The following is a 19,886-nucleotide window of genomic DNA, read 5'->3' as shown; positions in this document are numbered from 1 at the left end:
GCCGCGGATACCTGGCAATCGCGTGGAATCCCAGATGAGCAGTGGCCAGACCTATCGGGTGCGGATGAGCGGCATCTCAAAGCGTTACAACGCCATCCAGACGCTCGATGATGTGTCGCTGACGCTGAAGCCGGGCGAGGTGCTGGGGCTGGTCGGCGACAATGGCGCCGGCAAGTCGACATTGAGCAAGGTGCTGTCGGGGGCTGTGGTTCCCGACGCCGGCACCATCGAGATCGACGGCAAGCCGGTGATCTTCAGCTCGCCGGCGGACGCACGTGCGGCGCGCGTCGAGATGGTCTACCAGGACCTGTCGCTCTGCGACACGGTCGATGTCGCCGGCAATCTGTTTCTCGGCCGCGAGCCGCGCCGCCGCATCGCCGGCATTTCCTTTCTCGACAAGAAGCGCATGCACGACGAGACGCGCCAGATGCTCGATCGGCTCGGTATCGTCATTGCCGACACGCGGCTCAAGGTCGAAAACCTCTCCGGCGGGCAGCGCCAGTCGATCGCCATCGGCCGCGCCGCCTCGTTCGAGCCGGCCGTGCTGATCATGGACGAGCCGACGGCAGCGCTTGCGGTGGCCGAGGTCGAGGCGGTGCTCGAACTGATCCGCGCGGTCAGCGCGCGCGGTGTCAGCGTCATTTTGATCACCCACCGGCTGCAGGACCTGTTCCTCGTCTGCGACCGCATCCAGGTCATGTATGAAGGGCGCAATGTCGCCGAGCGGCTGATCGGCGAGACCAATATCGAGGACGTGGTCAATCTGATCGTCGGCCGCAAATTCAGTGCGCGTTCCGCCACCAACGGCTATCGCGGTGGAGCGCCGGCATGAGCGATGCGATCCACGCTGCCCAGCCCTCACGAGTGCGCAAGGGCACCTGGCGCGATGCGCTGCTCGCCAATGGCAGTGTCGTCTCGATCGCGCTGTTCTTTCTGGTCGTCTGCATCATCTTCTCGGTGGCGACCGACGCCTTTCTGACGTCGCCTAATCTGTTGAACATCCTGCGGCAGTCGGCGCCGCTGCTGATCGTCGCCGCGGCAATGACTTTCGTCATCACCACTGGCGGCATCGACCTTTCGGTCGGCTCGGTACTGGCGCTGGTGGCAACGCTGTCGGCGACGCTCTTGCAGTTCGGCCTGCCATGGTCAGTCGTTATCCTCGCCATGTTGGCGCTCGGTGCCCTGCTTGGCGCGGTGCAAGGCTATTTCGTCGCCTATGAGGGCATCCCGTCCTTCATCGTCACGCTTGCCGGGCTTTCGGTGATCCGTGGCGTGGCGCTGCTGATCACCGGCGGCTATTCGATCCCGATCGAGCCCGGAAGCGCTTTCACCGTGCTGGGCCGTGCCTGGTTCCTTGGCGTGCCGGTGCCGGCGCTGATCGCGCTGGCGATCCTGGCCATCGCCTATCTCGCCTTCAACGAGACGCCGTTCGGCCGCTATGTCACCGGCATCGGTGCCAACGCTGAGGCGGTGCGGCGCGCCGGCGTCAACACGCGGCAGACGACGCTCTTCGTCTATGTGATTTCCGCCACCGCGGCAGCCCTTGCCGGGATCATCATTGCTGCCCGGCTTGGATCGGGATCTTCGAATGCCGGACAGGGTTTCGAGCTGGAAGTCATCGCCGCGGTCGTGCTCGGCGGCACCAGCCTGTTCGGCGGCCGCGGAACGATCATTGGCACGGTGCTCGGCGCGCTGACCGTGGCCGTCATCGGCAACGGCCTGATCCTGGCGCATCTGTCGCCTTTCCTGACGCCGATTGTCACCGGAACGATCATCCTGGTCGCCATCTGGCTGAACTTCCGCCTGTTCCGCGGCGCCGTGCGGAGCCGTTGAGCCGATGGGCGGTCTGTTCGATGACGCGGTGCCCGGCCAGCGGCTGGCGATCGGGGTCGAAACCGGCCATGTGATGACCGTGCTCGGCCCGGTTCCGGTCGAGGAGATGGGCATCACGCTGATGCACGAGCACATCTTGCTCGATGGCGCGCGCAGCTGGAAATGCCCCTGCCATCCCGATGACATGGCGGTCGCCGAGCAGCCGGTGAACATCGAGATCATCGGCGAGTTGCGCATGAACCCATACGTCAACCGCGACAACGTTTCGCTCGACGACGCCGACCTGGCGCTGTCAGAGCTACAGCGCTATCGCGCACTGGGCGGCCACACCGTCGTCGATGCCACCAATATCGGCATCGGCCGCGATCCCGAAAAGCTCGCCCGTATCAGCCGCATGTCCGGCCTGAAGATCGTCATGGGCACCGGCTTCTATCTCGAGCACACCCATCCCGAATGGCTGAAGGCCATGGATGTGGACGCGGTGACCGAATTCATCGTCAACGATGTCGGCGGCGGCGAGACGCAGCCGCCGATCATGGCCGGGCTGATCGGCGAGGTCGGCGTCAGCAAGGATTTCACCGCCGAGGAGCGCAAGTCGCTGACAGCTTCGGCGCGCGCCTCGCGCATCACCGGCGTGCCGCTGTCGATCCATCTGCCGGGCTGGGAGCGGCTGGCGCACGAGGTGCTCGATATCGTCGAGGCCGAGGGCGCCGATCTCCGCCATACCGTGCTCTGTCACATGAACCCGAGCCACGACGACCCCGACTACCAGACAAGCCTCGCCCGGCGCGGCGCGTTCCTCGAATACGACATGATCGGCATGGACTATTACTATGCCGACCAGGACGCGCAATCGCCCTCCGACGAGGAGAACGCACGCGCCATCGCCGCCCTTGTCGAGGCCGGTTTCGGCGACCGCCTGCTGTTGTCGCAGGATGTCTTCCTCAAGATCATGCTGACGCGCTTCGGCGGCTTCGGCTATGGCTATATCCTGAAGCATTTCATACCGCGCCTGAAACGCCACGGCGTCGAGCAGGCGGCCATCGACCGCATGCTGATCGCCAATCCGAAAAGCGTATTCGCGCGGCTCTAAGCGGCCTGGAATTACACGGGAGTTCAAATGTCCAAGAAGAAGATCCTGCTTGCCGGCGAATCCTGGGTGTCGACCGCGACCCATATCAAGGGTTTTGACCAGTTTCCGACCGTCACCTACCACACCGGCGCCGACGAATTGCTGGGCGCGCTGAAGGCGACCGATTTCGACGTCACCTTCATGCCGGCGCATGAGGCGCAGCGCGGCTTTCCGCAGACGATGGAGGCGCTGTCGGCCTATGACGCGGTCGTGCTATCCGACATCGGCGCCAACACGCTGCTGCTGCATCCCGACACCTGGGTCCACTCGAAGCCGACACCGAACCGCCTGCGCCTGCTGCGCGATTATGTCAGCGGCGGCGGCGGTCTGTTGATGTTCGGCGGCTACTATAGTTTCCAGGGCATCAACGGCGGGGCGCGCTACCGCAAGACGCCGGTCGAGGACGTGCTGCCTGTGAACTGCCTGGCCTATGACGACCGCGTCGAGGTTCCGGAAGGTTTTGCGCCCGTACCGAAACCAGGGTCGACACATCCCATCCTCAGGGGCCTTGGTTCGGACTGGCCGATCCTGCTCGGCTTCAACGAGGTGAGGCTGAAGGACGGTGCGGAAGTTCTGGCTGCCGTGTCGTCGGACTATGGCTCGCTGCCGCTGCTCGTCACCGGCCACTATGGCAAGGGCCGCACCGTGGCCTGGACATCCGATGTCGGGCCGCATTGGCTGCCGCCGCAGTTCATCGCCTGGCCAGGCTACAAGACCCTGTTCGAACAGATGCTGGGCTGGGCGACCGGTGAGAGCTGAGCCATGCGCGTCCACGTCGTCGGCAATGCCTGCGTCGACACCATGTTTCGCGTCGGCCGCTTCCCGGCCGCGGGCGAGACTTTGAATGCCGTGAGCTATGCCGACGGGCTCGGCGGCAAGGGCGCCAACCAGGCAGTCGCAGCAGCACGGACTGGTGCAGAGGTGACGTTCTGGACGGCGCTCGGCAAGGACCCAGCTGGCGCATGGATCAGGAGCCGCCTCGACAACGAGCTGTCCGACCTTGAGGTCAGCCAATTCGAGCTGCCGAGTGACCGCTCGACCATCGTCGTCGATCGAGGCGGAGAGAATTTCATCGTCAGCGGCGTCGCCTGCGTCGAAGCCTTCGACCCGGTGGCGCAGACAGCACTTGTCCGCTGGATCGCTCCCGGCGACATCCTCGTCTGCCAGGGAAATTTGCCCCTCGCCGCGACCAATGCCTGCCTCCGAGCAGCAATGGAAAACGGCGCGCGCACCGTCCTCAACGCCAGCCCCATCGATGCGGCATCTGTGCCCGATCTCGGACTGGCGGAGGTTTTGGTGGTCAACCAATCCGAAGCGCAAGCCCTGACCGGCCAGAGCGATATGGCAGCCGCCGCCCGGGCGCTGGCGGCCAGAGGCGCAGGTATTGTCGTGATCACGCTCGGCGGCGAAGGCTGTCTCGTGCTTGGTCCGGACCAGACGGAACCGCTTCGCTTGCCGGCGCCGCGCGTCGAAGCACTCGACACCAGCGGCGCCGGCGATGTGTTCTGCGGCTGCCTCGCCGGCGGGCTTGCCCGGGGCATGCCGGTCACCTCGGCACTGGAGCTGGCGCTCGCCGCCGCCGCAATCGCCGTGACACGGCCGGGCACGCTGGCATCCTGTCCTTCCGCCTCCGAGATGGCGGCGCTCATCGATCAAATGGAGCTCTCATGACCCAGATCGGCCAATCCGGCGGCGACGCGCTCGTGGACCTTTTCGGCCGCACCAAGGTGGTGATCGGCGTCGTTCACCTGGCGCCGCTGCCCGGCGCGCCGCGCTATGATGGCGAGGCGATCGAGGCGATTTACCAGCGCGGGCTCGACGATGCCCGGGCCTATCTCGATGGCGGCTGCGACGGCGTCATCGTCGAGAACCATGGCGACATCCCCTTCGCCAAGCCTGACGATATCGGACCGGAGACGGCGGCCTATATGGCTGTCGTCTCAGACCGCATCCGCCGCGAGCTCGGCAAGCCGATCGGCATCAATGTGCTGGCCAATGCCGCCATCCCGGCCTTGGCGATCGCTAGCGCCGCCGGCGCCGGCTTCGTCCGCGTCAATCAGTGGGCGAATGCCTATGTCGCCAATGAGGGCTTTGTCGAAGGCGAATCGGGCCGTGCGGCACGCTACCGCGCCAGGCTGCGCGCCAACGGCATCCGCATTTTCGCCGATGCCCATGTCAAGCATGGCGCACACGCCATCGTCGCCGACCGCCCAGTGGAGGAACTGGTCAAAGACCTGGTCTTCTTCGACGCCGACGCCATCATCGCCACCGGCCAGCGCACCGGCCACGCCGCGGATTTGGGCTACATAAGCATGATCAAGCAGGCCGCCGGCCTGCCGACGTTGGTCGGCAGCGGCGTGACGCCGGACAACGCCAACGATATCCTCGCCATTGTCGACGGGGTCATCATCGCCAGCGCGCTGAAGCACGACGGCGTCTGGTGGAACCAAGTCGACTCTGCTCGAGTAAAGGCGTTCATGGGTGGTCTGAGGCGATAGCTGACTTCAACCCCCCACCGCACCGAAGGGCCGCAGTCACCCGCGCGAGGGGCGGGAGCTCTTCGGGCTCGCCCGCCGCCCAGAGCAAAAGATGGGCATCGAGCAGAAGTTTCATGCGTCGCCGCCAAACAGCTTCCCGATTTCCTCATCGGCCATGCGATCAACCTCGTCTGGAACTGAAAAAACTGCCCGGCCATAAACCCAACGCGACGCATTTCGCCGGCCGCAGGTGCGTCTATGGCAACGACCTTCACCATCGGCTTGCCGGATCTCGCAATTATGAAGGATTCAGCTTTGACCGCCCTGTCGACAAGACGAGACAGATGCGTCTTGGCCTCGTGAATATTGACGGTGTGCATTGCGGGCCCCGCGACTTAGTCCATGCAACTTAGTCTACTCGGGCCGATCTTCAACTATTGAGCGACTTCCTCGCGCCTAGCCGGCTCCTAGCAAGGAAGGGATTTCGACCTAATGACCCGAATTCGCCGTTAGGAATGGCTTGATCAGGATGGTAGCTTCGCTCAACCACAGCAACGAAGTCGAGGCGATCGTTCGATGCTTGTGGGGAAGGCATATCGTCCAGTAGTGTCGTTGGACGCCCGTTTCGACTTCGATGCCGCCGATCTTCACGGATCTCGAGACACAGTAACTGTTTGGAAGTCCCGCATCGCCTCTGCGGATTCGGAGTTGCCAGCCCCAATTCCTTTGGCAAGCCTGTTTGAAGCTGGTTTAGCTGTTCATCGTAGCGTGCCGGCACCACAGGGTCACCGCGCAGGGGTGTCGGCTGATCTCGACAAGGATCTCGCCGGACTGACCAGTTTCTCCATCTCGCGGAATTCGTTCCGGCGCTGCGCTCCCGCCTCGCCGCGAGACTCGAATTTTCCCATTGCTCACCCAAAGATGAATACCGCTTTCACCTTTTGCGTCAATTTATAAATTTACGCATGGAAACTCTTGGACATTATCTGTAAATTCTCGCCTTGCAGTTTGCACGCCTGGCGGGCAGCGCCGAGGAACCACCCGGGAACGGATGTCCGTGACGAGAGGATTTCAATGCCGATGACGCACAAGACCATGGAGGATTTCGCGCGCTCCTGCGGCGTCTCCAGGCCGACCTTGTCGAAATATTTCGAGGATCCAACCAGCGTCAAGCCGGCGACGCGAAAGCGGATCGAGGAGGCACTCCGCTCGTCCGACTATCAGCCCAATCTGTTTGCCCGCAACCTGAACCGCAAGCGGACCCGCAGCATAGGCATCGTGGTGCCGACACTCGCCGATCCTTTCTATTCCGAGATGGTCAGCCGCATCGAACTCAGGCTGCGCCACGAAGGCTACTGGCCGATCGTGATCTCCTCGCACGGCTCGCGCGAACTCGAAGTGGAAGCGACGCGAACCATCCTGTCACTAAAAGTTTCCGGTGGGCTGATCGCGCCGCTCGGCCTGCGCTCGGACCACCGTGCGCTGGAGAAGCTGACGCAGGCCATACCAATCGTCTATTTCGACACCTATCTCGAGAGCGGCACGCCATTCGTCGGCAACAACAACAGCCAGAGCGTTTCGACGATCGTCGATTACCTCTGCCGCTCCGGCGACGCGCCGGTCTATTTCGACATCCCGCACGTCAATCACAATACGCGCGAACGCCTGCACAACTATGTAAGCGCCATGCAACGGCTCGGGCAAGAGCCGGTGATCATTGGCGACACCCATGAATACACCTGGGATTTCGAACGGATCGGCTACCAGCAGATGGAGGCAATGCTCAGCACTGGTGGCTTGCCGGGTAAGACCATTTTGTGCGCCAATGACCGCCTGGCCTTCGGCATCATGGCGGCCGCCTATTCGCAAGGTCGCAAGGTCGGCCGCAAAAGCGATTGCGACCTGCGCGTCGCGGCCCATGACGACCACCCGCTCAGCCGCTACACCTGTCCTGCCTTGACCACCATGGCGCAGGACTTCGCCGCTATGGCGGGACGCAGTGTGGAGACGCTGCTGGCCCTGCTTGATGAGGACGGGACTGCGGTTGCACCCAAGATCAATCTCGACGCGACGCTGGTCATGCGTCAATCGGCCTGAGCATTTCCAAAGGCGAGATCGAAGCCGCGCCATGCGCCGACCGCCGCGCTGACCGCTTGCCGTGCAGCCGGGCCATGGCGGCCCATCGAGACGAAGCCGTGGATCTGGCCATTCCAGCGGCGCAGGGCGACCGGCACTCCTTCATCTTCCAGACGCTTCGCGTAGGCCTCGCCTTCGTCGGCGAGAATGTCATGGCCGGCGATGGCAACAAAGGCCGGCGCCACACCGGCAAGGCTGGCCGCCTTCAGCGGCGACACGCGCCAATCGTCGATATCGCCGGCATGGGTGACATAGTGGTCGCGGAACCAAGCCATGGTTGCCGCAGTGAGACCAAAACCCTCGGCAAAGCGGCAATAGCTGTCGGCCGTCTGCGAGGCGTCCGTATTCGGGTAGAACAGCAGCTGCGCCGTCGGCGGATTCTTGTTTTCGCGCGCGAGCAGGGAGAGCACCGTGGCGAGGTTGCCGCCCGCACTGTCGCCTGCGACAGCGATGCGCTTCGCGTCGACGCCGAGATCGTCGACGGCACTTTGCATGAAGGCAAGCGCCACGCGGCAATCCTCGATGGCCGCCGGGAACTTGTGCTCCGGCGCCAGCCTGTAGTCGGGACAGACGACGACGCAGGCGGCCATGTTGGCAAACCAGCGGCAGATCTCGTCATGGGAGTCGAGATTACCGATCACCCAGCCGCCACCATGCAGATAGAGCAACGCCGGCGCGCCGTGCGCGGAAGCTCCTAGCCCGCGATAGATCCTGAGCGTCAATGGGCCGCTTGTTCCGGCGATGGTGCGCTCGGTCAGCGAGGCGACCGGCTCGCGTTCGCCCTGCAGTGTCGGAAAGCCCTGCTCATAGGCGTGGCGGGCTTCCTGAGGGCTGCCGGCCTCGAACGGCTTGGCGGCCGCCTGCCGGCCGAGGTCGAGCACATGCCGGGCTTCCGGATCGAGCAAGGGCGAAGGCGATATTGTCATGGACGGCCCCCAAACTCAGGCAAGCAGGCTTGCCGCCTCGTCCTCCGCAAGGAGTGGCGGCTGATCGACGGTTCCATTGACTGCAACCGACTCGCGGCTTTCTCCCGAAGCGAGGGTCGCTTCCATGATCTCCAGCACATGCAGCGCAAGGTCGCCGGACGCACGCGGCTTTCTTCCGCTCAACAGCGCGCGTGAAAGGTCGGCGACGCCGAGCATGCGGTAATTGGCGCGATCGGGCGCGGCGAAGGGCCAGTTGCGAGCGCCGTAGAGTTCGCTCTCGCTTGTGAAGTCAGCCCAGTCGGCTCCGCGCTCCGAAAGCGAGACGGTGCCGCCGAATGTGTCCGGATCGGGCAGCTTGAGCGAGCCTTCCGTGCCATGCAGTTCGATCGGATGGTTGGAGTGCTTGAAGACGTCCCAGGAGGCGCCGAAGGCGACGGTAACGTCTGAGCGGAATTCCAGCAGCGACAGGATGTTGGTTGGCGTGCCGACCTTGAAGGTGGTGTTCCTGTAGGGACCCTCTGCGGTGATCAGGCGCTCCTCCTGGCCACGCGTTGCCATGGCCATCACGCGGCCGACCGGCCCGAGCAGGTTGACCAGCATAGTCAGGTAATATGGCCCCATGTCGAAGACCGGGCCGCCACCGGGTTGATAATAGAATTGCGGATTGGGATGCCAATGCTCCATGCCCCGCCCCATCATGAAGGCGGTGCCGGTCACCGGCCGGCCGATCGCGCCCCCGTCCATGAGGCGGCGCGCCCGCCGGCCGGCGGCGCCAAGAAACGTGTCGGGGGCCGAGCCGAGCAGCAGCCCGCGCTTCGCCGCCTCCGTGACAAGACGGCGACCGTCGTTGGCCGAGGTCGCCAGCGGCTTTTCGGTGAAGACATGCTTGCCCGCCGAAAGTGCTGAAAATGAGATGTCGAAATGCGCCGACGGGATGGTCAGGTTGAGGACGAGGTCGATCTCCGGGTCGGCCAGAAGCGCGTCGACGCTGAGCGGACGGATGCCATATTCGCTGGCGCGCAAGGCCACCATGTCGGCGGAAAAGTCGGCGCAGGCGCGCAGTTCCACCTCACCGAACAGAGCCGCATTGCGCAAATAGGTCATCGAGATGTTGCCGCACCCGACAACGCCGATGCCGAGCTTTGTCTTTGATTTCCCGTGCATTTCGATCGTACCTCCCAACACGTCAGCGGCCTGGACCGCTGCGCGGCAACGGATCACATTCGCAAGCCGCTATACAACATTTTAAATATTGACGCGCGTAAAATTGTTATAGAACATGCGAAAATGCTGACGAACGTCGGGCGCGCTGCCGGCCCTGGGAGGAGAAATGACTGACATGAAAAATCGGCCGGCCGCCGGCTCGAAGCCCGTGCTCATGTGATGATCGCCGACCGCCGGCAATTTCTCACTGGAAGCGCCGGGCAGCTGGTGCAGTAGCGCGGCTTGCGCGCAGGACTGGGCGTTCGCCGGACTCGCGCCAGTCGCGCGCCGAGCTTTGCCAACACCGCCTCGGGGGAGGCTGACGCAGGGCGGCATCAAGGAAGGAAAGGACGGTCGTGAAAAACCTGAAAGTCGGTTGCCAGACTTTTACTTGGGAAATGTTGGGAGACCGCTTTGCCGGCGGCCCCGACGATCTCGTGAAGGCGATCGCGGATGGCGGCTATGCCGGCATCGAGATCACCGACACGATGATCGGCCGCTATGCCGGCAGGCCGGCGGAATTCGCCACCGCACTGAAGGCGACCGGCCTCACCCTCGTCTCCTTTGCCTTCGGTTCGAAGAACGGCTTCACACTGAAGGAGCAGATCGGCGCCGACCTCGAGGCCGCGAAGCGCTGGATCGACTTCGCCGCCGCTTTTCCGGGCGCGATGGTGTCGATGGGCTCGGCCACCGTCGTCTCGGACGGCCGACGCGACGACAGGTTCGCCATCGCGGCCGAGATCTACAACAGGGCGGGTGAGCTCGGGCGCAAGGCCGGCGTCGATGTCGCGGTACATCCGAGCTCGCACCACAACACGCTGCTGTTCGACCGCGCCGATTACGACCGTATCTTCGGGCTGATCGATCCGTCGCTGGTCGGTTGGGTGCCCGACACCGGCCATATATTGCGCGGCCACAACGACATGATCGACACCCTCACAACCCATCGCGACCGCATCCGCTACGTTCACCTGAAGGATGTCGATGCCAGCGGCACTTGGGCAATGCTTGGCAAGGGCGTCTGCGACACCCAGGCAGTGATCGCCATCGCCAGCGCCGCGCCCAACTTCAACGGCTGGCTGGTGTTGGAGGAAGAATCCGACACCGCTGCCGCAGATCCGGCCGCCGCGGTCAAGACCAACCGCCAGACGATGCGCGGCTACGGCGCGTGAGGAACAGATCATGATCCGGAAACAAGACCGCCGCCTTCGTGTCGGTGTGCTCGGCTGCGGGCCGATCGCGCAATTCGCCCATCTCGAATCCTGCGTCAAAGCAAGGAACGCCGACCTCTATGCTATCTGCGATGCCGCCCCCGACCTTTTGGCGCGCATGGGCGCGACCTATGAACCTGAGAAGATGTATGGCGACTACGACGCCATGCTGGCCGACCCGGAACTGGAGGCGGTGATCGTCGCGACCTCGGACGCCTATCACGTGCCGATGGCGATCAAGGCGCTCGAGGCCGGCAAGCATGTGCTGTGCGAGAAGCCGATCGGCGTCTCGGTCGAAGAGGGCCAAAAACTCGCCGACGCGGTCAAGCGCTCCGGCAAGGTGCTGCAGGTCGGCCACATGAAGCGCTTCGACCCGGCTCTTGAGGCGGCGCGCGATTTCGTCCGCGACGAGATGGGCGAGATACTGGCGCTAAAAGCCTGGTATTGCGATTCCACCCACCGCTACACCAACACCGATGCCATCCAACCGCTGCCGGTCAGCAGCCGGCTGGCGCGCAAGCCGGCCGGTAATCCGAAGGCCGATCTCAGGCGGTACTTCATGCTTGCGCATGGCTCGCACCTCGTTGACACCGCACGCTTCCTGTGCGGCGAGATCCTCGCGGTGCGCGCCCGTCTCAACCAACGTTTCGGCGCCTATTGCTGGTTCGTCGAAACGGAATTCGCCAACGGAGCGCTTGGCCATCTCGACCTGACGGTGGCTGTGCGCATGGACTGGCACGAGGGCTTCCAGCTCTACGGCGAAAACGGCTCGGTGATCGCGAAGACTTTCAATCCCTGGTACTTCCGGGCAAGCGAGGTCGATATCTTCCATGAGAAGGATGCAACGTCGCGCAAGCCGCTTGGCGCGGACGGCCATTTCTTCCGACGCCAGCTCGAAGGCCTCTCCGACACCGTGCTTGACGGCGCGCCGCTGCGTGGCGCCGACGTCGAGGACGGCCTCGCCTCGATCCGCGCCATGGTGGCGATCGCCCGCTCGGTCGAAACCGGCCAACGCGTCGAGATTGCTGGCGTAACAGGAGCGGTCTGATGGAGATCGGGGTGTTCGCCAAGACCTTTCCGGGAAGCGAGCCGGCCGGTGTGCTGGCCGCGGTGCGCGACGCCGGATTTGCCGTTACCCAGTTCAACCTTGCCTGCGCCGGCCTGCCGTCGATGCCGGATGCGGTGCCGGATCACGCCATCAGCACTATTGCGGCTGCGTCTGATGCCTCCGGCGTCGCTTTGGTGGCGCTGTCGGGCACCTACAACATGGCCCATCCGGACAGGACGGTGCGCCACGACGGCCTGCGCCGTCTTGGCGCGGTCATCGAGGCCGCGGCAGCGCTTTCGGTTCCGCTCGTCACCCTGTGCACGGGAACGCGCAACGCGGACGACCAGTGGGCGCATCACCCTGGCAATGCCGATCCGTCGGCCTGGGCCGATATGGCAAGCGAGATGGAAAAGGCGCTTGCTCTGGCCGAGCATCACGGTGTCGATCTCGGCATCGAACCCGAACAGGCCAACATCGTCACATCGGCAGCGGACGCGATGCGCCTTATCGCAGAGATGGGCTCGAAGCGGCTGCGCATTGTGCTCGATCCGGCGAACCTGTTCGAACAGGCGAGCACAGGGCAAGCACGCGCCGTCGTCGCTGCAGCAGTCGAAGGCACCGCAGGCCACGTCGCCATGGCCCACGCTAAGGACCGTTTCGCCGACGGCCGCTTTGCCACCGTCGGCCGCGGCGTCGTCGACTTCGCCGATTTCGTCGCCCGGCTCAAAGTGTCAGGCTTTGACGGGCCGCTGGTCACGCACGGCCTTTCAGCCGAAGAGGCACCAGGCGTCGCCCGGTTCCTGAAGGGGCTGGCCTGATGGCGCGCCCGGCCACCTTGTTTCGCGACGATGCCACGCTGCGGATTTCCGATGAGGGCGACGGGCTTGCCGTCGTCTTCCAGCACGGACTGGGCGGCGGCGAGGCACAGGTCGCGCAGGCTTTCCCCATCGACGCCGGCTGCCGGCGCATCACGTTGGACTGCCGCGGACACGGTGAGTCCGATCTAGGCAGCCGCCGACCGTTTTCAATGGCGATGTTTGCGGACGATGTTCTGGCCGCCGCCGACCAGGCCGGCCTGGACCGTTTCGTCGCTGGCGGCATTTCCATGGGCGCCGCGATTGCGTTACGCCTTGCCTGCCGTTGTCCGGACCGCGTCGCCGGCCTGATGCTTGTGCGGCCGGCCTGGACGTTCGAACGCGCGCCAGTGAACCTGCAGCCGATCGCCGAGGTCGCCGGCCTCATCCTCGATCATGGCCCCGACAAGGCCAGGACGATCTTCTCGCGGTCTGAAGTCGCCGCGCGCCTGCAGAGCGAGGCACCAGACAATCTCGCCTCGCTGTTCGGTTATTTCGACCGCCCGGATGCAGCATTGTTTGCGCAAGTCCTGGCCGACATCGCTGCCGATGGAGCTGAGGTCTCGGCAAGCGACGCCGCCACCCTTGGCATTCCTGTGCTGGTCATCGGCAATACTGTGGATGCGGTGCATCCACTATCGGCCGCGCATACACTTGCGGATGCCATCCCCGGCGCGGCCTTTATGGAGATCGCCGCCAAGGCGCTCGACGGCAAAAGGCATTTCGCCGAGCTGCAGGCCGAGATCACCACGTTCCTTCACGCCCACTTCAACATCCGGAGCCTTGTTGCGTCATGACGAGCAAATCCTTATCCGGCCGTGTTGCCATCGCCGCCTTGCCGCGCAACCGGCTGCTCGGCGAGTTTTCCCTGTGGTCGGCCGACCTGGCCAACATGGAGCGCGATCTGAAGCGCATAGACGCTTATGTCGACCTGCATCACATCGACGTCGCTGACGCCCGCTTCACCCCCGGCTTCCTGTTCTTTCCGGATCTGGTGGCACGGATCGCCAAGCTGACGACAAAGCCGATCCATGTGCATCTGATGGTCGAAGCGGAAATCGTCGAGGAGCAAACGCGCCAGTTCATCGAGGCCGGCGCCGACCTCATCAGCGTCCATGCTGAAAACGGCGAGGCCGGGTTGCGCGCCGTGCGGCTGGCGCATGAGCTCGGCGCCGAGGCCGGCGCGGTGCTCAGGCTGGAAACGCCTGTCTGCGCCGTCACGCCCTTCTTGCCCGAAGTTGCCTTTGTGACGCTTCTCGGCACGTCGATCGGCCTCAAGGGCCAGGCGCTGTCCGATCAGGCCTGCCCGCGCCTGATCGAGGCGCGCGCGCTGATGCGAAAAGCAGGTCGAGAGAACCAAATCATCTTGGCTGCCGATGGCGGAATCCGACACGAGACGGTGCCGCGCCTGCGTGCTGCCGGGGCCGAAACGGTGGTGCTCGGATCGCTGGCGTTCGGCGACCCCGACCTTGCGCAACGCATGGCCTGGCTGCATGGGTTGAAGGTCACCGCCTGATGACCAAAGTTGCGCTTGCATTCGATCTCGGCGGAACGGAGCTGCGGGGCGCGCTGGTCGAGCGCAACGGTCGGGTTGTCGCCCGCGTTTCGGCGCCGACGTTGGCGGGTGCGGGATCGGAAGCGGTGATCGGCCAGATCATCTCACTTGCTGGCAGGCTTTTGGTCGAGCGGCCGCAGGCAGAGATTGCCGGCATCGGCGTCTGCGCGCCGGGGCCGCTCGATCCCAAGGCCGGGATCGTGATCGCGCCGCCGACGCTGGCCGGCTGGCACGACGTGCCGCTGCTCGACATTCTGGGCAGGCATTTCGGCCTGCCGGTGCGGCTGGAGAACGACGCCAATGCAGCCGCGCTGGGCGAATGGCGTTTCGGCGCCGGCCGGGGTAGCGGATCGGTGGTCTTCGTCACCGTGTCGACCGGCATCGGCGGCGGCGTTGTTGCCGATGGCCACATCTATCATGGCCGACGCGGGCTGGCAGCCGAGATCGGCCATATGACCATCACCGGCGAAGGCGACCGCTGTTTCTGCGGCGCCATCGGCTGCTTCGAGGCGGTGGCATCGGGAACCGCGCTCGGGCGGCATGCCACGCGGCTGACGGCTCCCGGCGACGGCTCACTGCTCAGGCGTCTTTCCGGCGACGGCGATGTCTCGGCCAGGCACGTCGTCGAGGCCGCTCGCGCCGGCGATATCAGGGCCCTGGAACTGGTCGAGGCCGAGGCGAAGTGGCTGGGCATCGGCTTCACCAATCTGTTGCACCTCTACTCGCCTGATCTGATCGTGATGGGCGGCGGCCTCGCCAACGGCTTCGATCTGCTGGCGCCGCTTGTCAGGGGCACCGTCGAAGCGCGGGCGATGCCCGCCTATCGCGATGTGCCGATCGTACAGGCGCAGCTCGGCGACCAGGCCGGCCTGGTCGGCGCGGCAAGCCTGATCCTGCGGGAGGGCAAGCCAGGAACGTCACTGGCAATGGCGCAGAACGACGAGAGAAGATGACGCCGGCACTCGCCGGGAGCGCTTCGGCCGCAGCGAATTCGAACTCCGGCGTCAAACGCAGCGCGGCACCGAGAGGCTGATGGCAGACGGAAGGCACTCACACGTAGCGCACTTCGACTCCCAGCTTGTCCAATCGGCTACGAATCCCATACGGCATACCAGTGTCGGTGATGATCAGATCGACACGTGACAACGAGAATGCCTTGGACGAGGCGCCGATATCCCATTTGCTTGAATCTGCCACAAGGATCACACGCCTGGCCATACGAACCAGGTTACGCTTCGTACGTGCAATGTCTTCTGAGACATCGACGACGTCGAATGAGTGATCTATCGCATGCGCGCTGACGAATGCCTGGTGAGCCACAAGACCGCCCACGGCCTTGTCAAAATCCGACACGATCGTGCTGACCGTCTCGGGATAGACCCGACCGCCTATCATATGCACGTCCAGTCCGGGACGATACATCAGATGCTGCGCGATGTTCATCGCGGTTGTCGCTACTACGACATTGCTGACCGGAGGCATCTGCATTGCGACCTGCAGCAACGTCGAGCCGCTGTCGAACACCACGGACTGGTTGTCTATGATCTGGCGCGCCGCCATCTGCGCGATACGCCGTTTGGCATCGAAGTTGCGGTACATCCGTTCTTCGAAGGCCGCGGCGGGCGAATCAGCGGGCAAGGCAATTGCGCCGCCATGCGTTTTGATCAACTGCTTTTTTGCGTCCAGAATTTCCAGGTCGGACCTAATGGTCACCTCGGACACGCCGAAGTTTTCCGCCAGTTGGCTGGTGCGCGCCTGGCCGGTCCGTTGAAGCTCGAGCATGATCTGATGTCGTCGTTGTTCCGCCAGCATGTGTGACCCCGAATTGCTGTTTGAATAGCTGCACGCTAACCTTTCGAAAATCGAACCCCAAACCGGCAAGCGTTTGCGAATCCTTGGGATAGCGCGTCATCGTAGCGAACGCTAGCGGTCGCAATCGCAATCTTATATCAAAACGAAAGAAATCGAAATATTGAGTATTGTTTTGCTTTCGAGTTAGGGTCCCTCTCAATGTCAGATCAAAAATCGCGAAGGGACTGCACCGATATGGGCCTTGGAACTAAAATTCGCTTGTCGCGGCTGTTCTCGCATCGATCTGGAAACCTGTTCGGTGGTGCGGTCGACCATTTCGTAGGCTATGGCAACGTCCGTGAGGGCGGCCTTGCGGATCTCCCCGGCGCGCTCAAGCGAGTGATGGCCGGAGAGCCAGATTACATCAGCATTCAGCCTGGTGCGGCGCGTCATCTGTGGCCGGCTTACGCCGGCAAGGCGGCGCTGGTCATTCAGGCGGGGTGCTTTACGCCCGACGATCGGATCAGTCAGTTGATCGCGACACCCGAAGATGCCGTGCGCTACGGTGCCGATGCGCTGGCCGTCGCCATTCCGGTGCGGGGCGATACCGAGGGCCACTACATTCGCTGGCTTACCGATACGGTCAACGCTGCTGCTCGTTTCGAAATGCCGGTCGTTGCGCATGTTTATCCGCGCGACTATTCAAACGGCTGCAAGATCGTCTTCACGCCCGACGAGATCGCCTATGCAGTTAGGATTGGCTTTGAGACCGGCGTCGACGTGATCAAGGTCGGATACACTGGGGACTTCGACTCATTCAAGGAAACGGTCGCCACTTGCCCGGTTCCCATCGTTATCGCCGGCGGCCCGAAGACCGAGGATCTTCTGGGCGCTCTGACCCAGACCTCTGAAGCCCTGCGCGCCGGCGCGAAGGGTGCGGTCGTGGGGCGCAATTTGTGGGGGCATGGTGACACCACGATGGCAGCGCGTGCGTTCAAGGGCGTCATTCACGACGGGATGGCGCCGCAAGACGCTTTGGCGGCTGCGGCACGTGAGCCGTGACCGGCGATCTTCAGGTCTTGGGCTTCGGAGCCTTGGCGATTGACGACATCATCTATGTCGACAGCCCGCTGGGTGCCGGCAAAGGGAGGGTGACAAATCGCACGAGGGACCACGGCGGCAATGTGGCGACGGCACTCGTTGCTGTCGCCAAGTTGGGCGGGCGTGCCGGTTTCATCGGCTGGCTGAGCGATCAGCCACATTCAGATGTCAGCGCCCGCGAACTTGAACGACACGGTGTCGACATATCGTTCGCGCCACGTCGTTCCGATGCCAGGCCGATCCGGTCGGTGATCACTGTGGCGCCTAATGGTGACCGGTTCATCGCCTATGATGATGATGTGCCGCACGGGACCTCGGATGCGCTGGCCGACAGCGTCCTTGCGCAAGCCCAGGTACTGTTGATCGACGGCTACGCCACGCAGGCGGAGATGGTCGTTGCTCGTGCCCGCACGCTGGGTCTGGCGGTGATCGCCGATATTGAGTGGACAATCGGACCTGCAACCGACCGATTGATCCGCCTATCAAATCACCTCGTATTCCCTCTGGAATTTGCGCAGACCTATACAGGCGAAAAAGAGGCGACGGCGATCCTGCGCAAGCTGTGGTCGGATGACCGCTCCGCGGTCGTGTTGACCGATGGCGATCGAGGCGCCTACCTCCGGCAAAGGGACGATGCCGTTTTGTGGCACGTTCCGGCCTACAAGGTCAGGGCAGTGGACACGACCGGCGCGGGGGATTGTTTCCATGGGGCCTATGCCTTTGCCCTTACACAGGGAAAGCAGCCTGTCGCCTGCGTTATTTATGCAAACGCCGCGGCCGCGATCTCGGTAACGGGCCGCGGTGGCCGTATGGCTCTGCCAGACCACAATGCCTGTCTCGCGTGGATGGCGAAAGAAAATGCGCCTGTGCCCATACCGATTACGTCGCCAGACTGAGAATTCATCGCTCGGATATTGCCGCTTCTGGGGGAACGTCCGGGGAGCGCGCCTTGGCTGCGCCGATGACACTGCCGGTTCGATCTGCAGTCGCGCTGGGTGGAGGCTATTCGACGTTTAGCTAGCGCAGATAATAGGGAGGATGTGACGTGGCCGTTGTTGTGTTGGACAAGATTTGCAAGACCTACGGGACGAAATTCCAAGCAATCAGGGATCTTAGCCTGACGATAAACGATGGCGAGTTCCTCATTCTCGTTGGCCCTTCGGGATGCGGAAAATCGACTGCCTTGCGCATGATCGCGGGGCTGGAAGAGATCAGCAGCGGAACCCTGAGCATTGGCGGCGAGAATGTTGAGGATCTGGCGCCGAAGGACCGCGATATTGCGATGGTCTTTCAGAATTATGCCCTTTATCCGCATATGACAGTGTTCGACAACATAGCCTTCTCGATGAAGCTTGCGGGGAAGAGCAAGGCCGAGCGCACGAAGCGCGTCCATGAAATTGCAAAGACCCTGCAATTGGAAACGCTGCTCGACAGTAAGCCGGCGGCGCTGTCAGGCGGACAACGCCAGCGGGTCGCCATGGGGCGCGCGATGGTGCGCGAACCGGCGGCCTTTCTCATGGATGAACCCTTGTCAAACCTCGATGCCAAGCTGCGCGTGCAAATGCGCGCGGAAATTGTCAGCCTGCAAAGACAGTTGGGGGTGACCACGATTTATGTAACACACGATCAGACCGAAGCCTTGACCATGGGCGACCGGGTTGCGGTCTTAAAAGGCGGTGTGCTTCAGCAGGTCGACACGCCAAAGACACTGTACAATCGGCCAATCAATGCCTTCGTGGCGGGTTTCATCGGGTCGCCGTCGATGAACCTGTTCGAAGGCCGTTTGCACAATGGCAGGATCGACCTGCCGACCTTTTCGATCCCGGTGCCGACGAGTGCGTTTGAGCGCTCGCCTGGTCTGACCGCCTTCGAAGGCAAGACACTCATCTTCGGCATACGCCCCGAGGATCTCTACGACAGCAGTCTGGAATCGGGATCGCGCCATGCCACTCTGCCGGCAATCGTAAAGTCGACGGAGGAATTGGGATCCGAGCTTGTCGTTCACCTGAGTGTCGATGCGGTTCGAATCGATTCCGGCGACCCAGATGCCGTTGAAGATCTAAGCGGTGCGGCAAACGCCGTAGCGAGGTTTGAAGCCGTCAGCGCGGTCGGGCCGGGCGAGTTGATTAATCTTGCGATCAACGCGGCCAAGTTGCACTTCTTCGATCCCCAGACGCATCTCGCAATTTAGCGTGATCCGCGAGGGTTGATCCGGAAAGAATCGGACGCGCAAATTTCGTTAGACGCTGGCTCCACTCTGGTGTGCGAACCCTCGCTCGACCATCAAATCGGTTGGTTGAGGGTTATTTTAAGGCCGTGACTTCTAAGCTGCCAGATCGTAGCCGGCCAGGAGCCAAGCATTCGTGGGCGACTAAGATCGTTGGCTTTGCATCAAGGGAAATTTCGGGCCGTCCTCCTTGGCAAACGGTGCAACCCTGCTCGACATCGTTCAGCGTGCGACACGCCGATTTTTTCACCGGGAGCTCGAGATCGTCTCGTGCCCATTGGTCACCCAACAAAGCGACCAAGAGTCGCCTGAACGCCGTCTAAATTGCGACGTCTTCGCAAGTGCGTGACCTCGCCGAAAGCCCGCTTTTCCGTCCGATCGATGCGCCTTTC

At 63.2% G+C, this 19,886-nt stretch carries 19 protein-coding genes and 1 pseudogene; 16 read left to right on the top strand and 4 right to left on the bottom strand.

Annotation, left to right across the window (positions count from 1 at the left end):
• The first annotated feature begins 34 nt into the window (after positions 1–34).
• Genes NKI50_RS26915 through NKI50_RS26890 form a run of 6 tightly spaced genes read left to right on the top strand, consistent with a single transcriptional unit; the run spans position 35 to position 5,463 of the window.
• Positions 35–832, top strand: a complete 798-nt coding sequence (locus NKI50_RS26915) for an ATP-binding cassette domain-containing protein (protein WP_023721835.1) — start codon at positions 35–37, stop codon at positions 830–832.
• Positions 829–1,833: an ABC transporter permease gene (locus NKI50_RS26910; RefSeq protein WP_352483919.1), complete on the top strand. Its 1,005-nt coding sequence runs from the start codon at positions 829–831 to the stop codon at positions 1,831–1,833. The genes NKI50_RS26915 and NKI50_RS26910 overlap by 4 nt, the downstream gene beginning before the upstream one ends.
• Positions 1,834–1,837: 4 nt before the next feature.
• The gene (locus NKI50_RS26905) at positions 1,838–2,926 is read left to right on the top strand and encodes a phosphotriesterase family protein (protein WP_352548567.1); all 1,089 of its coding nucleotides are present in this window, start codon (positions 1,838–1,840) and stop codon (positions 2,924–2,926) included.
• A gap of 27 nt (positions 2,927–2,953) precedes the next feature.
• Positions 2,954–3,724 carry a glutamine amidotransferase gene (locus NKI50_RS26900; RefSeq protein WP_352496441.1) on the top strand — a complete coding sequence of 257 codons (771 nt, stop codon included), beginning with the start codon at positions 2,954–2,956 and terminating at the stop codon, positions 3,722–3,724.
• A gap of 3 nt (positions 3,725–3,727) precedes the next feature.
• Positions 3,728–4,636, top strand: a complete 909-nt coding sequence (locus NKI50_RS26895; RefSeq protein ID WP_352548569.1) for a ribokinase — start codon at positions 3,728–3,730, stop codon at positions 4,634–4,636.
• Positions 4,633–5,463 carry a BtpA/SgcQ family protein gene (locus tag NKI50_RS26890; protein ID WP_352483923.1) on the top strand — a complete coding sequence of 277 codons (831 nt, stop codon included), beginning with the start codon at positions 4,633–4,635 and terminating at the stop codon, positions 5,461–5,463. Before NKI50_RS26895 ends, NKI50_RS26890 begins: the two co-directional genes overlap by 4 nt.
• Positions 5,464–5,574: 111 nt before the next feature.
• Here NKI50_RS26890 and NKI50_RS26885 read toward each other — a convergent pair.
• Positions 5,575–5,822: pseudogene (locus NKI50_RS26885) on the bottom strand (type II toxin-antitoxin system Phd/YefM family antitoxin).
• 694 nt (positions 5,823–6,516) lie between these two features.
• Here NKI50_RS26885 and NKI50_RS26880 point away from each other — a divergent pair.
• On the top strand, positions 6,517–7,539 hold the full coding sequence (locus NKI50_RS26880; RefSeq protein WP_352483924.1) for a LacI family DNA-binding transcriptional regulator: 1,023 nt from the start codon (positions 6,517–6,519) through the stop codon (positions 7,537–7,539).
• On the opposite strand, the gene NKI50_RS26875 is transcribed toward NKI50_RS26880, so the two are convergent.
• Both NKI50_RS26875 and NKI50_RS26870 read right to left on the bottom strand, forming a co-directional pair.
• Positions 7,527–8,504: an alpha/beta hydrolase gene (locus NKI50_RS26875; protein WP_352548573.1), complete on the bottom strand. Its 978-nt coding sequence runs from the start codon at positions 8,502–8,504 to the stop codon at positions 7,527–7,529. The two genes, NKI50_RS26880 and NKI50_RS26875, sit on opposite strands and share 13 nt — an antisense overlap.
• 15 nt (positions 8,505–8,519) lie before the next feature.
• On the bottom strand, positions 8,520–9,668 hold the full coding sequence (locus NKI50_RS26870) for a Gfo/Idh/MocA family protein (protein WP_352718086.1): 1,149 nt from the start codon (positions 9,666–9,668) through the stop codon (positions 8,520–8,522).
• A 437-nt stretch (positions 9,669–10,105) separates the two neighbouring features.
• Here NKI50_RS26870 and NKI50_RS26865 point away from each other — a divergent pair, with 437 nt between their 5' ends.
• Genes NKI50_RS26865 through NKI50_RS26840 form a run of 6 tightly spaced genes read left to right on the top strand, consistent with a single transcriptional unit; the run spans position 10,106 to position 15,328 of the window.
• Positions 10,106–10,879: a sugar phosphate isomerase/epimerase family protein gene (locus NKI50_RS26865; RefSeq protein WP_352496446.1), complete on the top strand. Its 774-nt coding sequence runs from the start codon at positions 10,106–10,108 to the stop codon at positions 10,877–10,879.
• 10 nt (positions 10,880–10,889) lie between these two features.
• Positions 10,890–11,966, top strand: coding sequence for a Gfo/Idh/MocA family protein (locus NKI50_RS26860; RefSeq protein ID WP_352548576.1), 1,077 nt, complete (start codon positions 10,890–10,892; stop codon positions 11,964–11,966).
• Complete coding sequence (locus NKI50_RS26855) at positions 11,966–12,784, top strand: sugar phosphate isomerase/epimerase family protein (RefSeq protein WP_352496436.1); 819 nt, start codon at positions 11,966–11,968, stop codon at positions 12,782–12,784. Before NKI50_RS26860 ends, NKI50_RS26855 begins: the two co-directional genes overlap by 1 nt.
• Positions 12,784–13,617, top strand: a complete 834-nt coding sequence (locus NKI50_RS26850) for an alpha/beta fold hydrolase (RefSeq protein ID WP_352718084.1) — start codon at positions 12,784–12,786, stop codon at positions 13,615–13,617. The genes NKI50_RS26855 and NKI50_RS26850 overlap by 1 nt, the downstream gene beginning before the upstream one ends.
• Positions 13,614–14,336, top strand: a complete 723-nt coding sequence (locus tag NKI50_RS26845) for a ribulose-phosphate 3-epimerase (protein WP_352718082.1) — start codon at positions 13,614–13,616, stop codon at positions 14,334–14,336. The genes NKI50_RS26850 and NKI50_RS26845 overlap by 4 nt, the downstream gene beginning before the upstream one ends.
• On the top strand, positions 14,336–15,328 hold the full coding sequence (locus NKI50_RS26840; RefSeq protein ID WP_352548581.1) for an ROK family protein: 993 nt from the start codon (positions 14,336–14,338) through the stop codon (positions 15,326–15,328). The genes NKI50_RS26845 and NKI50_RS26840 overlap by 1 nt, the downstream gene beginning before the upstream one ends.
• Before the next feature lie 97 nt (positions 15,329–15,425).
• On the opposite strand, the gene NKI50_RS26835 is transcribed toward NKI50_RS26840, so the two are convergent.
• Positions 15,426–16,187, bottom strand: coding sequence for a DeoR/GlpR family DNA-binding transcription regulator (locus tag NKI50_RS26835; protein WP_023721854.1), 762 nt, complete (start codon positions 16,185–16,187; stop codon positions 15,426–15,428).
• A gap of 234 nt (positions 16,188–16,421) precedes the next feature.
• On the opposite strand from NKI50_RS26835, the gene NKI50_RS26830 reads away from it, so the two are divergent.
• The 3 genes from NKI50_RS26830 to NKI50_RS26820 all read left to right on the top strand — a co-directional run bounded on the left by NKI50_RS26830 (position 16,422) and on the right by NKI50_RS26820 (position 19,458).
• Entirely contained in the window at positions 16,422–17,228 is an 807-nt protein-coding gene (locus tag NKI50_RS26830) for a beta/alpha barrel domain-containing protein (RefSeq protein ID WP_352496431.1), read from the top strand.
• Positions 17,225–18,163 carry a PfkB family carbohydrate kinase gene (locus tag NKI50_RS26825; RefSeq protein WP_352718079.1) on the top strand — a complete coding sequence of 313 codons (939 nt, stop codon included), beginning with the start codon at positions 17,225–17,227 and terminating at the stop codon, positions 18,161–18,163. Before NKI50_RS26830 ends, NKI50_RS26825 begins: the two co-directional genes overlap by 4 nt.
• A gap of 149 nt (positions 18,164–18,312) precedes the next feature.
• Positions 18,313–19,458, top strand: a complete 1,146-nt coding sequence (locus NKI50_RS26820) for an ABC transporter ATP-binding protein (protein WP_023721857.1) — start codon at positions 18,313–18,315, stop codon at positions 19,456–19,458.
• Positions 19,459–19,886 lie beyond the last annotated feature (428 nt).

Source organism: Mesorhizobium sp. M0563, assembly GCF_040321065.1.
GTDB lineage: Bacteria > Pseudomonadota > Alphaproteobacteria > Rhizobiales > Rhizobiaceae > Mesorhizobium.
Note: the sequence above shows the minus strand (reverse complement) of the source record. Positions and strands in the feature narration are given on the sequence as shown.

Bases quoted from the DNA above. Each gene is read 5' to 3' on its own strand.
- NKI50_RS26915 (WP_023721835.1), top strand. From the start codon at position 35: ATGAGCAGTGGCCAGACCTATCGGGTGCGGATGAGCGGCATCTCAAAG.
- NKI50_RS26910 (WP_352483919.1), top strand. From the start codon at position 829: ATGAGCGATGCGATCCACGCTGCCCAGCCCTCACGAGTGCGCAAGGGC.
- NKI50_RS26905 (WP_352548567.1), top strand. From the start codon at position 1,838: ATGGGCGGTCTGTTCGATGACGCGGTGCCCGGCCAGCGGCTGGCGATC.
- NKI50_RS26900 (WP_352496441.1), top strand. From the start codon at position 2,954: ATGTCCAAGAAGAAGATCCTGCTTGCCGGCGAATCCTGGGTGTCGACC.
- NKI50_RS26895 (WP_352548569.1), top strand. From the start codon at position 3,728: ATGCGCGTCCACGTCGTCGGCAATGCCTGCGTCGACACCATGTTTCGC.
- NKI50_RS26890 (WP_352483923.1), top strand. From the start codon at position 4,633: ATGACCCAGATCGGCCAATCCGGCGGCGACGCGCTCGTGGACCTTTTC.
- NKI50_RS26880 (WP_352483924.1), top strand. From the start codon at position 6,517: ATGCCGATGACGCACAAGACCATGGAGGATTTCGCGCGCTCCTGCGGC.
- NKI50_RS26875 (WP_352548573.1), bottom strand. From the start codon at position 8,504: ATGACAATATCGCCTTCGCCCTTGCTCGATCCGGAAGCCCGGCATGTG.
- NKI50_RS26870 (WP_352718086.1), bottom strand. From the start codon at position 9,668: ATGCACGGGAAATCAAAGACAAAGCTCGGCATCGGCGTTGTCGGGTGC.
- NKI50_RS26865 (WP_352496446.1), top strand. From the start codon at position 10,106: ATGTTGGGAGACCGCTTTGCCGGCGGCCCCGACGATCTCGTGAAGGCG.
- NKI50_RS26860 (WP_352548576.1), top strand. From the start codon at position 10,890: ATGATCCGGAAACAAGACCGCCGCCTTCGTGTCGGTGTGCTCGGCTGC.
- NKI50_RS26855 (WP_352496436.1), top strand. From the start codon at position 11,966: ATGGAGATCGGGGTGTTCGCCAAGACCTTTCCGGGAAGCGAGCCGGCC.
- NKI50_RS26850 (WP_352718084.1), top strand. From the start codon at position 12,784: ATGGCGCGCCCGGCCACCTTGTTTCGCGACGATGCCACGCTGCGGATT.
- NKI50_RS26845 (WP_352718082.1), top strand. From the start codon at position 13,614: ATGACGAGCAAATCCTTATCCGGCCGTGTTGCCATCGCCGCCTTGCCG.
- NKI50_RS26840 (WP_352548581.1), top strand. From the start codon at position 14,336: ATGACCAAAGTTGCGCTTGCATTCGATCTCGGCGGAACGGAGCTGCGG.
- NKI50_RS26835 (WP_023721854.1), bottom strand. From the start codon at position 16,187: ATGCTGGCGGAACAACGACGACATCAGATCATGCTCGAGCTTCAACGG.
- NKI50_RS26830 (WP_352496431.1), top strand. From the start codon at position 16,422: ATGGGCCTTGGAACTAAAATTCGCTTGTCGCGGCTGTTCTCGCATCGA.